General features: G+C 65.6%; 11 protein-coding genes and 1 pseudogene. 3 read left to right on the forward strand and 9 right to left on the reverse strand.

Annotation, left to right across the window (positions count from 1 at the left end; translation table 11 throughout):
* Positions 1–80 precede the first annotated feature (80 nt).
* Together FZC61_RS19305 and FZC61_RS19310 are read right to left on the reverse strand one after the other, a co-directional pair.
* The gene (locus FZC61_RS19305) at positions 81–560 is read right to left on the reverse strand and encodes a hypothetical protein (protein ID WP_148615811.1); all 480 of its coding nucleotides are present in this window, start codon (positions 558–560) and stop codon (positions 81–83) included.
* An 83-nt stretch (positions 561–643) separates the two neighbouring features.
* Positions 644–1,822, reverse strand: a complete 1,179-nt coding sequence (locus FZC61_RS19310) for a cytochrome P450 (RefSeq protein WP_148615812.1) — start codon at positions 1,820–1,822, stop codon at positions 644–646.
* A gap of 192 nt (positions 1,823–2,014) precedes the next feature.
* Here FZC61_RS19310 and FZC61_RS19315 point away from each other — a divergent pair, with 192 nt between their 5' ends.
* Positions 2,015–2,647 carry a TetR/AcrR family transcriptional regulator gene (locus FZC61_RS19315; protein WP_148615813.1) on the forward strand — a complete coding sequence of 211 codons (633 nt, stop codon included), beginning with the start codon at positions 2,015–2,017 and terminating at the stop codon, positions 2,645–2,647.
* Positions 2,648–2,659: 12 nt separating this feature from the next.
* On the opposite strand, the gene FZC61_RS19320 is transcribed toward FZC61_RS19315, so the two are convergent.
* From FZC61_RS19320 to FZC61_RS19345, 6 genes and pseudogenes are all read right to left on the reverse strand, one after another.
* Positions 2,660–3,214, reverse strand: coding sequence for a PaaI family thioesterase (locus tag FZC61_RS19320; RefSeq protein ID WP_148615814.1), 555 nt, complete (start codon positions 3,212–3,214; stop codon positions 2,660–2,662).
* Positions 3,215–3,262: 48 nt separating this feature from the next.
* On the reverse strand, positions 3,263–4,330 hold the full coding sequence (locus FZC61_RS19325) for a BtrH N-terminal domain-containing protein (protein WP_148615815.1): 1,068 nt from the start codon (positions 4,328–4,330) through the stop codon (positions 3,263–3,265).
* Positions 4,331–4,385: 55 nt separating this feature from the next.
* Entirely contained in the window at positions 4,386–5,069 is a 684-nt protein-coding gene (locus FZC61_RS19330; RefSeq protein ID WP_148615816.1) for a transglutaminase-like domain-containing protein, read from the reverse strand.
* Between the two features lie 145 nt (positions 5,070–5,214).
* Positions 5,215–6,417 carry an NAD(P)/FAD-dependent oxidoreductase gene (locus FZC61_RS19335; RefSeq protein ID WP_148615817.1) on the reverse strand — a complete coding sequence of 401 codons (1,203 nt, stop codon included), beginning with the start codon at positions 6,415–6,417 and terminating at the stop codon, positions 5,215–5,217.
* A 19-nt stretch (positions 6,418–6,436) separates the two neighbouring features.
* A pseudogene (locus FZC61_RS19340) lies at positions 6,437–7,762 on the reverse strand (cytochrome P450); the annotation flags it as partial.
* Positions 7,763–7,828: 66 nt separating this feature from the next.
* Positions 7,829–8,149 (reverse strand): 2Fe-2S iron-sulfur cluster-binding protein, encoded by a 321-nt coding sequence (locus FZC61_RS19345; protein WP_148615818.1) that lies wholly within the window; start codon positions 8,147–8,149, stop codon positions 7,829–7,831.
* Positions 8,150–8,262: 113 nt separating this feature from the next.
* On the opposite strand from FZC61_RS19345, the gene FZC61_RS19350 reads away from it, so the two are divergent.
* Positions 8,263–9,282: an AraC family transcriptional regulator gene (locus FZC61_RS19350; RefSeq protein ID WP_246142801.1), complete on the forward strand. Its 1,020-nt coding sequence runs from the start codon at positions 8,263–8,265 to the stop codon at positions 9,280–9,282.
* A gap of 1,012 nt (positions 9,283–10,294) precedes the next feature.
* Entirely contained in the window at positions 10,295–11,251 is a 957-nt protein-coding gene (locus tag FZC61_RS19355) for an alpha/beta hydrolase (protein ID WP_148615819.1), read from the forward strand.
* A 541-nt stretch (positions 11,252–11,792) separates the two neighbouring features.
* Here the strand turns inward: FZC61_RS19355 and FZC61_RS19360 are convergent.
* Positions 11,793–12,788 carry an IS481 family transposase gene (locus FZC61_RS19360; RefSeq protein ID WP_148615921.1) on the reverse strand — a complete coding sequence of 332 codons (996 nt, stop codon included), beginning with the start codon at positions 12,786–12,788 and terminating at the stop codon, positions 11,793–11,795.
* Positions 12,789–12,803 lie beyond the last annotated feature (15 nt).

The following is a 12,803-nucleotide window of genomic DNA, read 5'->3' on the forward strand; positions in this document are numbered from 1 at the left end:
AGGGTTGCGCGGCGCAACTACCCCGTCAGGGCCGGGCATTAGCCCACGGTTGAGGTAAGTCGGTACATGCCTGGGGTTGCTCACCCGGCACGTTTGGCCCTGAGTTTGCCAAACAGGGTGCGCACCCCCAGGCGGCTCACCGTGCCCTCTCGAGCGAGGTCCCGTCGTCGCGCTTCAAGTTCGAGTCGGTGGCCGACTCGAACTCCTGCGCCGTCGACGCCGCTGGCGAGTCCCGCTGTGATGGCCATGATGGCCCAGTCATTGCGGGCGGTGGCCACGACGGCGTGGTGAACGACGTCTGTCGGTGGGTTGTTTGCGAGCTCGTCGATGACTTTGCGCACGCCTGAGTAGATCTGTGCGGCGTGGCGCCAGGCTTCGATGACTGCTTCCTCCCGGTCCTCGGGGTCGTCCACGAGGCCGCGTTCGAGGGATGCGACCAGGCGGGTGTGCCAGCGAAGTAGCACCGCGTTTGCGAGGTCGTCGATGGTGCTGAAATGTATGTTGATGCCTTCGATGGCGGTGGGCATTCGCCCGTCGTTACGAGTGAGGATCTCCTCCATCACAGCGTGGAGGACGCTGGCGCGGGTTGGCTTAGGCCGTACCTTCACGTGGTCTCCTCATCTAGTCGCCGATGTCGGCCCTCTTACTGAATGGGCAGTGAGGCGAATCCCCGGATCGGGCCGGAGTGGAGTCGGATCGCTGCGTCGAGGTCGACATCGAAGTCACGGTGGCGGGTGAGAAGTGCTTGCAAGGCGATGCGTGCTTCGAGGCGGGCCAGTGACGCGCCGAGGCAGAAGTGGATGCCGCGTCCGAGGGCGACCTGTCGTTCGGGGGCGCGGTGGATGTCGAAGCGGTCGGCGTCGGGGAACGCCTGGTCGTCGCGGTTGGCCGACCCGAAGAGCAGCAGCACGGTGTCGCCTGTGGCCATGGTCTTCCCGTGCAGATCGACCTGTCGGGTGAGAGTGCGAGAGAGGCCCTGGACCGGTGAGTCGTAGCGGAGCAGCTCCTCGACAGCAGCGGGAACGAGGTTGGGATCATCGGCCAGCTCCCGGCGGCTTTCGGGGTGGTGGGCGAGGATGACGGCGCTGTTGGCGAGCAGGTTGGTGGTTGTCTCGTGCCCGGCAATGAGCAACAGGAGACAAAACCCGAGGAGTTCATCCTCGCTGAGGTGTTCGCCCTCCACCTCGGCTTGGACCAGCGCGGTCATGAGGTCGTCTTGGGGGTGCGCCCGTCGTTCCGCAAGAAAGGCGGCGAAGTAGTTGTAGAGGGCTGCGGCGGCGTCGAGCCCAGCCCCGAACTCGCCTCGAGCGGGGTTGGACTGAATGAGAGTGGTGGACCAGGCCCTGAAGCGGTCTCGGTCTTCGCGTGGCACGCCGAGCATGTCAGCGATGACGATGGCCGGGAGTGGGCCAGCGAACCCGGAGACGAAGTCCCAGGCATCGGTTTCGGGGGTCTCGTCAAGGAGGTCGTCGACGAGGGTCTGGATTTGTGCCCCGAGTCCGGCGATGCGACGAGGGGTGAAGGCCTTGCTGACGAGTTGGCGAAGCTGGGTGTGCCGGGGTGGGTCGCTCATGATGAGCATGGGCAGGAACAGCTCGGTCATGTCCACGCCCGGTGGGGTCGGGAAGATCCCCGAGGCGGAGGAGTACGTCGCGGGGTCCCCCAGTGCGGCGGACACATCGACGTGCCTACTGAGCACCCAAGTGCCAGCCCTTGATGACCAAAAGACAGGGGCGCCTTCGCGCAGCTGTCGGTAGACGGGGTACGGGTCCGCGATCACCTCGGCGTCGAACGGACTGTAAGTCAGCTGGCGGGTGCTCATTACTTCTCCTGGTCCTCCGGTTACGGGTGCGGCTTCAACTCGGGGGCAGTCCCCGCTCTCTCCTCCAAGGCTGGAGAACAGCGGCTTAAATTCGCAGTTTGTACTTGCAGTACAACATACGATGGTCCTTGCGTCGAGGGTGTCGGGCGCTGACACACCGCCTCTGGTGACTTGAGAAGCGAGGTAAGAGGAATGCGAAAGCTGCCTGCGAAGCTGGCCAGTCAGTTGTATGGCGCGGCCGATCTGATCGCGGAGCGTGGCTTGGATGGGACCAAGATCGAAGACATCGCCGAAGCAACGGGCATTCCGAAGGCCACGATCTACTACCACCTCGACGGCAAGAACGCGGTGCTGGAGTTCCTCCTCAGCGACCTGTTGGACATGATCGCCGGCGCAGTTGGCGTGGCGGTGTCGAGTGACGAGAACGCCCGTACTCGGCTTGAGGCGGCTGTCGCTGCGCAGTTGGGAGTGATGCTTGAGTACCCGTCTCTGTGCCGGGCCCTTGTCGGCGATCTCGGACGGGCGACCCGGCTCCCCGAGCTGGCGGTGGCCCTGCGCGCTGCTTTCTACGAACCGATTGAGCAACTACTGACCGATGGCGTGTCCGACGGGTCGCTTCGCCGGGTAGCTGATCCGAGCGTGGTGGCTCTGAGCGTGTTCGGCGCGATCACCGTGGCCGGCCTCAGCAGGGCAGTTGAGGGACCATCTCTTGATCAGGCCGCAGACGCAGCGCGGCTTTCTTCCGCGATCTGCGGACTCATCTTTGACGGACTAGGCGCTGCCGGCGATGAGATTGGGGTCTCGGAGGACTCACCTCGCGTCTAGGTCCGAGGTCGGCTACAGAATCGACCGGTTGAAGTGCTCGAGATCGACCGTCACGAAGGTGGCTGCGGCCGACCCGGCTTCATGACCGTCGGCGTCCAACGCGTCAGCCCGGATTGAAAGTCGACGCCCTTCGTGTTCGGCTACTCGGGCCCGGAAGGTGTAAGGGCGGTGAAGCCGGAAGGGGGCTCGGTACTCGATGGTGAGGCTGCGGGTGACGGCGAGAGCCCCGACTGTGTAGAGGGCGAACCCGCAGAGGTCGTCGAAGGCGAGAGCGACCAGACCCCCATGTGCGATGCCGGGTGCACCCACTTGCGTCTTCGAGAAGACGTGGACCGCCTCCACGCCCGTTGCGGTACGAACCGCCTGCAGCTGCAGGCCGGCGGGATTGAGTGGCCCGCATCCGGCGCACTCCGGGGAGTGCGGGGGTAGGGCCTGGCCGGCCTCCGCGGTCTCCTGACCGGCGAGGTGCGTCGTCCAACGGGAGATCACGTCATCGTGGGTGACTTCACGTTCTCCGCTCTCGTCGCCCGCGTGGGCGACGCCGCCTAGTCCGTGGTCGTCATGCATGCCGGTCTCCTGTCTCGTCTGTCCGGGTGCTCGTCGTGGTGCGGATGGTCAACGCGCCGTCACCAACGAGCCGGCAGCACGTTCGAGGGCCCCGACCATGCGCAGTTCCAGGTCCGGCAATCCAGCAATAATCGTGGTCACGTTCGTCAGCCGCGACCGCAGCGGCGCGTCACGCTGGACGGCGGCGCGTGCCGCGTCGGTCCAGGCCTGCGCACATCGATCGGCGCTGCTCGCCAGCTCCGCGGTCGCGGAGTCGCCGGTCAGCCGTGCGATCTCGGTGCAGCCGTCGGCCAGCAGTCGCCGGAAGAGACCGCCGCCGGTTCCTGCCTTCTCGATGAAGGCGCCGAGGCTGAAGAGGAAGATCTCGAGTTCGTCCTCGGTGAGGTACGCCCAGGTCGCGACGTCGGCGGCGAAGTGAGCGACTCCGGCGAGACCCTCGGCGGCGCTGGCCGTCGTCGCGTCGGCACCTGCGATGCTGCGGTGCGACGCACCGCGCATGGTGGCTGCAGATTGGCGGAAGGCGTCGGCCGCGACCTCTTGGACTGGCGGCAGCGAGGACGGCCAGTCGACTCGGTAGGTGCAGTGGCGGGTCGGCTGGGGGAACGCTGTTGAGGAGCGTGCTCGGGCCAACGCGTGCAACGGCACCTTCTGTACCTCGGCGCGGTCATTGTCGACGACGAACGCGATCTGTTCATCGTCGTCGTAGCCGACGACCACGATGTCGTGGCGGCTCATGCGCAGCTGGACCCGCAGGTATGGCAGCTCGGCGATGTCGGCCCATACAAGGCTGGGACGGCCCGCGTCCACCTCGTCCCGCACCCACGCCCAACCCTCCGCGGGATCGTCGGTGGCGAGGACTTCCACTCGGCCGCCGAGACGAGCAGGTAGATCGATCTCGAAGTCGGCGCCTCGCCCTACGAGGTACAGCGGGGGGACGAGGTCGTCCGACCGCATGTAGGACAGGCTCAAAGCTCCCCCGAGAGCAAAGACAAGCCCCTCGTCGGGTGGGCCGTCCCAACCCAGTCCGTGCCACTGCATGAGATCGCGCAATGCACCGGAACCGCAGTGTCCCCCCATCCGATGGGGGTAGTCCTCGATCAGGGGTGCGGGGGGCATGTAGTTCCTTGTCGTCGATGCTGCAATTCGCGGGGCCGGCAGGAACGTGGTCCTGCTAACCAAGCTCCGGTGGGACCCCGGACCGGGTCGTGAAGGCATCGTCTGCGACGTCCGCGGACGCAACGATCATCGGTCCGTACGTGACGCGGAGCTCGTCGAGGATCGCTGCCAGAGGAAGGTCGTCGAAGACACCGCGATCTTGCACGTACTCCATGTGCTGGGTCCCGTTCGCGGTGAAGGCGTGCATGAGCGCGTGGTGCTCACCGTCGAACTCCACGGGAGGCACACTGAAACGAGCACACAGCTCGCTGTTGAAGGCCGGCGTCGCCTTGAGCCACCGGCCGTTGATGAGGATCGCGCTGTAGCCGTGGTACACGAAGAGATCCGTGCCACCCATGCGCGCCCTGAGCGTTTCGGTCTGCAGGTGGTTGCGCACGTCGGCGAAGCCCAGACGCGCCGGGATCCCCGCGGCGCGACAAACGGCCGTCAAAAGCACGGCCTTCGGCACGCAGTAGGCGCGGCCCGCGCCCAACACATGGCTCGCCCTGTAGTGGGCGGGGTCTTCGGAGACGGTGTACGGGTCGTACCAGACCCGGTCGCGGACCGCGGCGAACAGCCGAGTGGCCTTCTCGCGATCAGTGGTTGCGTCGCCGACGGTGGCGGCCGTGAACGCCCGGACGTCCTCATGGTCACTGTCGAGGAAGGCGGTCGGTTCGAGGAAGGACGCCGTCTCGCTCATCGCTGTTCCAGTCTGTCGCGGACCGTCGCGTTGGGATCCGACATGGCCAAAGCTCGTGGCCCGGACGACGCGTCGTCGGCTTGGTGGGTCGGGCTGTACATCGCTGTCACATTCTCCTCGCAAGCCGATCTAGGGGGCGCACCGGTCAGCCGACTGCCTGGAGCGCGAGCTCGTCGCGGCCGACCTGGCCCCCGCGGATGATGACCTGCTTGCTGAACATGAAGTCCCGAGGACGGTTGACGCAGTCAGCCGCGATCAGCTCGCCTCGTCGCAGGTAGTAGCACGTGAAGTCGCGGCCCTCAGCGGGGTCGCCGTTGAGGACTATCTCGTCGTAGCCGGTGTTGATGCCCGCGATCTGGAGCTTCACGTCGTACTGGTCCGACCAGAACCACGGAAGTGCCGTGATCCGCTGGGACTTGCCGCACGCGGTGGCGGCGGCGACCTTGGCCTGCTCAGTCGCGCTCGACACGGATTCCAAGCGGATACGGCGCCCGTACCGGGTCATGAGATGGCTCGTGCAGTCGCCGGCGGCCACGATGGCGGGGTCGCTCGTCCGCGCGTGGTCGTCGATCACGACGCCGTCGTCGACCTGGAGTCCAGCTGCTGCGGCGAGCTCGGTGTTGGGCTCGACGCCGATCCCGATGATGACGAGGTCCGCTGGGACGGTCTCACCCCCGGCGAGGACGACCCCTTGGACCCGATCGGTGCCCACCAGTTCTTCGACGGTGGCCTTGGTACGGACATCGACGGCTTCTTCGCGATGGATGCGGTCGAAGAACGCCGAGACCTCCGGCGCGGTGACGCGTCCGAGGACGCGCTCGGTCGCCTCGAGCACGCTGACCTGCAGACCCAACCCGCTCAGTGAGGCGGCGGTCTCGAGTCCGATGTAGCCCCCGCCGATGATCACAGCCCGTCGCCCCGGGGAGGCGGCCTCGCGAATCAGCTCGACGTCGGCGGCAGTGCGCAGGTAGTGGACGCCGCAAAGGTCAGCACCGGGGGCAGCGAGCCGGCGGACGCGGGCACCCGTGCAGAGCGCCAGCTCGTCGTAGGCCAGCGACCCGCCGCGGCTGAGCGTGACGCGACCATCCGTCCGGTCGACAGCCTGCACCGAGTCGTCGAGGAGCGTGATCTCCTGCTTCGCGTAGAAGGCTGCGCTACGGATGGCGAGCTGGTCGAGCGTGTTCTTACCGGCGAGGTACGCCTTCGACATCGGTGGGCGTTGGTAGGGCAGCGTCCCCTCGTCGCCGACCAGGACGATCTCGCCCTTCCAACCGCCTTGTCGCAGGCTGGCCGCGAGCTGGGCGCCGGCGTGGCTCGCGCCCACGACCACGGCCCGCCGCCCGGTCACCCGGTCACCCGGTGGCCTTCGGGGTCAGGCGGACCATCAGCCGGCTGATCCCGCGCACGAAGTTGGACTGCACGTACTCGGGGTCAGCGACCACGTCGATGTCCTCGAAGCGTGTGAGCAGCTCCTCCCAGAGGATCCGCAGCTGCATCTCGGCCAGCCTGTTGCCCATGCATCGGTGCACGCCGAAGCCGAAGGCAATGTGGTTGCGGGCGTTGGGCCGGTCGATGATCAGCTCGTCGGGTCGCTCAAACACGGCCTCGTCTCGGTTGCCCGAGGCGTACCACATGACGACCTTGTCGCCCTCGCGGATGAACTGGCCGTTCAGGATGGTGTCCTTCTTCGCGATCCGGCGCATGTAGGCCAACGGGGTCTGCCAGCGGATGATCTCGGAGACCATGTTCGGGATCAGGTCCGGATTGGCTTTCAACTTCTCGAACTGCTCGGGGAACTGGTTGAGCGCCAGGACACCGCCGCTCATCGAGTTCCGGGTCGTGTCGTTGCCCCCGACGATCAGCAGCGTCAGGTTCCCCAGGAACTCCATCGGGCGGTCGATCAGGTCCTTGGTGTTCTCGTTGCTCTGCAGCATGGTGATGAGGTCGAATCCAGGCTCCTCACCGCCGGCAAGTCGGGCCGCCTTGTCGTACCAGAGGGCGCTGAGCTCCCGCACCGTGCTCCGCATCTCGGCGAACACCTCGTCGTTGTCCGACGGACCCCCGTTGGTCTGCTCCATCGAAGCCGCGAGATCCGACCATTGGACCAGCTTGCGTCGTTGCTCGTAGGGGAAGTCCAGCAAGGTCGCCAGCATGCGAGCGGTCAGCTCGACGGACACCTTCTGCACCCAGTCGAACGGCTCGTCCACGGGCAGGTCATCCAGCACCTCTCGGACACGCGACCGGATGAGGCCTTCCATCTCGCGCAGGTTCTTCGGAGCCACGACGCCCTGCACAGCCTGGCGCTGCAGGTCGTGCCGCGGTGGGTCCATCGCGATGAACATCTCGATGTCCATGAATCGAGGCGGCACGCCGATGACGATGAAGGGTTCGGCCGAGAACACGTCGTGGTTCTTGTCGACCGCGATGATGTCCGCGTGTCGGGTGACCGACCAGAAGGGCCCGAAGGGGCTGTTGGCCTGGTAGTGGACCGGAGCCTCCTTTCGGAGGCGCTCGAAGTAGGACTGCCAACGGCCCTGTCGGTAGAGGAACGGATTGCTGAGATCAATCTCCCCGATCTCGAGGTCGTCGACAGGGGGGATCGGACTCTCGACGAACATCTTCTGACCGTTCGTGCCCGTCACCCACCTCCGAGTCTTGTCGTAGAGGTGGGCGCCCTGGATCTGCCGCTCCATCGGGATGGTGGCTTGGACCTTGGCGGTGATGGCCTCGCGGATCTTCGTCACGTCAGCTCCTCGTCGTCACATCTGGAATTCGGGGAGCCGGACGGTGAGTCCGTCCCATGCCTCGCAGAGCACCATCTGGCAGGACAGCCGTGAGGTTGGCTCACGCTCGGGGTTCATGGCGAGCATCCCCTCCTCGCCGGCCTCGGAGGACCCCACGCGTTCGGCCCATGCCGGGTCGACGACCACGTGGCAGGTCCCGCAAGCGGCCTCCCCGCCGCAGTCGCCGTCTATCCCGGGTACTGCGTTCTCCGTGGCGACCTGCATGAGCGAGCGGCCCTCTTCCAGGGGCGCCTGATGTGTGTCGCCGTCGTGCGACACGAACGTAACCACTGCCATGACCAACTCCTGCTGCGATCGGTGAGATCGCTACTCTTGCCGCGGCAGTCAGGCGTGGCTATGTTCGCCCGAACCCGATTAGATGTGAATTCGGCTCACGGGGAGGTCCGAGGGTGGTGAAGGAACACGGGCGGGAACCGGGTGTCCCCTACACCGCGTTCGCGCAGCTGCTCGAGAGCGGCGCGATCTCGGCTGACCACAAGGCCAGATTTCTCGCCATCATGGCCCGTGAGGGTGCCGAGGAGGAAGTGCTGTCGAGGCCGGACGGGCAGGCGCCGGCGCGGTGGTTCAAAGAGGTCTACCCCGAACTCGACATCGACCGGGCCACGCGACTAGGTCAAGACTTCGCAGAGCACGTCCAACTGACGTCCTTCGGCCCGTTAAGCCTCCCGCTCATCAGCGCCGGTTCGGTGGCAGAGGTCGTGGAGCTTTTCGCATATCTTCCGCTCATCACGACTGCTGTCGCCACGCGGGTCCGTCCGCAACAAGACGGCCTGGTTGTTGGCCTGGTGGGGAACACGGGCGATTCGGAGCTGGACTGCCTAGTTGTCACGTACTGCGGCTACGCCCTCGCCCGATTGATCCACTTACTCGTCGGCGACACATCGGACATGACGCTTCACTGCGGCTGGCCGTCGCCGGCGTCGAAGGACGGTGACCTGCCCGGGCTCGGCCCGCGCCTTATGTTCGGCGCCCCGGCAACGTACCTGCACGTACCAGCCAAGACGCTAGACGACGTATGCCGCTTCTCGGACCCCACCGCGTACCGGCTTGCGATCGCAGATTTGGAGAAGGCTTTGGACCAACGGACGAAGACGCCTTCACTCTCCGAGCAGGTTCGAATGTCACTGGACGACGGGCCTGGATCGAAACGCATCGCCACTGTCGCCACCGAACTGTCCGTGTCCGTCAGCACCCTGAAACGACGACTCCACGACGAGGGCACCACGTTCCGCGAACTACTCCACACCTCGATGCTGGAGCGTGCCAAACTTCAGCTCCTCGACCCATCTATATCTATTAATCAAGTTGCCGCCGATCTCGGCTATAGCGATGCGACAAACTTTTCTCACGCATTCAAGCGTTGGACCGGACAATCACCGCGCCAGTTCCGTCCGCGCCTTGACGGCTAAACGTCCTCTAGTTGAGAACCTGCTGAGCTCAGGCAGCTTGAGTTCAGTAAATTAACTTCCCTCGCGCTCTTCGATGGAGGTCTCCTGCGTGGTGGCGGTCGGCTGGTGAGGAACCGCCCCCGTCACCACGCAGGACCTCGCGGGCTCTTACGACACGACGAAGAATGGGGACTTATTCTGGCCACCACTGGGGACCGCTACTTGGCCACCAGTGGGTACTTTTTCATGGCCACGAACAAGTAGGTGACGACTAAGCGGCCCTGCTCCGAATCGCCCGTGTTCCCCACCAGGCCAACAACCAGGCCGTCTTGTTGCGGACGGACCCGCGTGGCGACAGCAGTCGTGATGAGCGGAAGATATGCGAAAAGCTCCACGACCTCTGCCACCGAACCGGCGCTGATGAGCGGGAGGCTTAACGGGCCGAAGGACGTCAGTTGGACGTGCTCTGCGAAGTCTTGACCTAGTCGCGTGGCCCGGTCGATGTCGAGTTCGGGGTAGACCTATTTGAACCACCGCGCCGGCGCCTGCCCGTCCGGCCTCGACAGCACTTCCTCCTCGGCACCGTCACGGGCCATGATGGCGAGAAATCTGGCCTTGTGGTCAGCCGAGATCGCGCCGCTCTCGAGCAGCTGCGCGAACGCGGTGTAGGGGACACCCGGTTCCCGCCCGTGTTCCTCACCACCCTCGGACCTCCCCGTGAGCCGAATTCACATCTAATCGGGTTCGGGTGAACATGGCCACGACGGACTGATGCGACAAGAGTGACAAGCTCACAGATCTCAACAGTGGAGTTGGTCATGGCAGTAATTCTGTTCGTGTCGTACGACGCCGAGACGCATCAGGCGCCCTTGGAAGAGTGCCCGGCATGACGCACTCAGCGCTCGGTTTCGTACTGTCCCTGGTTATGGTCTTAACCGCCGTTGCCCCCCCCGCGAGCGCCGGTGCCCCAACCACCGGGTCGACCGCGGTGACTGCCTCAGCGTCGGACCGTGATTTTGCTGGCCGACGCGTCATGAGCCGCGAAATTAGTTTCGATGTGGTCAACCACAACGAGACTGAAGTCGCCTGCCTGCCCGCTCCCGATGGCCGTCCGCACACGCTGCGCGCCCGCCTAATCGGCCCGGCCCGCGTGATCGAGGGTCGCAACGGGTCCGAGACCTTTCACGTGCTCGTCCACGATGCCGGAACCGGCGGTTGGTTTTGGAACTTGCAGGGCCGCCGCGTGGGACGCGAGCAGGACTATGCCACCCGCCTGGCCGAGAAGGGTAAGACCGTCGTGGTCCTCGACCGTCTCGGGTACGATCGCAGCCCGCTGCGCGACGGCGACGCCACCTGCCTCGGGGCCCAAGCCACCATGCTCGGGCGCGTTGTGCAGGCGCTGTACGCCGGCCTTTATGAGGTTTCCGGCCGTCCGCGCGCAGCCACCCCGCACGCTTCTCACATCGTCCTTCACGGCCATGGCACCGGCGCGACCGTCGCCCGGCTGGAGGCCGCGACTTACAGCGACGTCCAGGCCCTGGTCCTGATGTCGCCGGTCTCGACGAGCCCGTCGAGGCTGACGCTAGAGACCCTGCGGGGCCAGGGCATGGTCTGCGCCCAGGGCGCCGGCTTCGCGCCGTACGGCAAGACCGCCCGCTCCTTCCGCCGGTTGCTGTTCGCGTCGGCCCCGGTCGGCGTCCAGCGAGCTGCCGTGCGTCTGCGCAACAGCACCCCGTGCGGCGACGTCGCCAGTCTGCCGTCGTCGGTCCTCGCCGCTCAGGGCCAGGCGGTCGACGTACCCACCCTGGTGCTGTCCGGTCGCGCTGACGCGAGCCGTGATGGCGACGGCATCACTGCCACCGGCGGTGCCCGCCTGGAGCGGCGCAGCTTCGCCGGCGCTGGAAGCGCTCTGCCGCTGGAGAAGCAGGCGCCGGCCGTGCGACGGGCCGTGCTGTCGTTCGTCAACTCGCTCGATGACACTGTCCGTTGAAGAGTGCAGCAGGCGGGATGGCGGCCGCGAAGGCAATTCAACGCGCGATCCAACGAGTCGCGGTCCCGCCAACAGAACATCTCCGGGTAGGGCTTGTGAACGAGGTATCGGTCCCTTCAATCTTTGATTAACTTCCAAGTTGCTCGTCAGTCGTGTCGCGAACTCGCACGCTGCCGCGTCCTCGGAGTGACCGGCTGCCAGTCCAGGGCCTAGCCCAGCTTTTAAGCCTGGCACCGGAACGTGCGTCGTGCGAGCACTCGCGAGTCGTGATCACAGACAGCAACCATCTGCTTCTCATCGGCCAAGTCGATCCCGACGACGATTCGCGTTACCTATTGAGACTGCCGCGCGCAGCTGGCCCAGCCGCGCGTTCCTGTTGCGGTCGTTGAGCAAGACTTCACCCCAGCAAGCCATGGCGTTAGCGTTTTTCATCAACGTCCGCCTTCGGTGGGGTTGAGACATCAGGCCCGGATACCACCACAAGGGGACGTTCCTTCGTCTAGTACGACCCGCCCGACGGCCGCCTAGATGTACCCCGCCATCAGGTTGGTAGCAGTCGGCTGATCGGTGGTTTGCCTCCGAGTGCGCTGTGGCGGCGTTCAGTGTTGTAGTGCTCCAGCCATGGTGCAAGGGCTGCTGTTCGTTGCTGGTTGCTGGTGAAGACCCGGCTGTAGGCCCACTCGGTGGCCAGGGTCCGGTTGAGGCGTTCGACCTTGCCGTTCTGCCACGGGCAGTGGGGCTTGATGAACTTCTGACTGATGTCGTGCTCGGCGCAGACCGCTCTCAGCGAGTACCGGTAGGCCCAGGCGTTGTCGGTCATTAATCGTTCGATCCGGGTGATGCCGTGGGCGGCGAAGTAGTCGATCGCGCGGCGTAGGAACTGCGCGCAGGTGGGGCCCTTCTCGTCGCAGAGGACCTCGCTGTAGGCCAGTCGGGAGTAGTCATCGACCAGGGAATGGACGTAGTCGTATCCGGGGCCGTTGACCCGGTCACGAGCAGTACCGCGGCCGTGGACCCGCCAGCCTCCACCGTCGGGGATACGGCCGATCTTCTTGACGTCCATGTGGGCCAGCTCGCCGGGACGCTCACGTTCGTAGCGCACCGCAGTCTGTTTCGAGGACCGGATGACCTCACCGGTGATGGGGTCACACTCGCGCAGGTACGGCACGTCGTGGCGCCGCAGGATCCGCGACACCGTCCGGGCGGGCACCCCCACCTTCGGGCCGAGCACGTCGGGACCCTCACGGCCCTCAGCACGCGCAGCCAGCACTTTCTGCTCGACCTCAGCACTGGTCTTGGTGGGTGTCGTGTGTGGTCGCGAAGACCGGGTGGCCAGACCGGGCTCGCCTTCCTCGGCGAAGCGGTCAATCCAGGTCCTCACACACTTGCGAGACACCCCCATCGCCGCAGCGATGTGGGCTTGGGGCCAGCCGGCCTGGTGGCGCTGGACGATCAATCGCCGACCGTGAACGGTCAGCCGGGCACTACCGTTGGGACACGAGAACCTCCGGGTTGGAGTGGGCCTTAGACAAGCCACATCCCATTCGGAGGT

This window comes from Nocardioides rubriscoriae, assembly GCF_008087085.1.
Lineage (GTDB): Bacteria > Actinomycetota > Actinomycetes > Propionibacteriales > Nocardioidaceae > Nocardioides > Nocardioides rubriscoriae.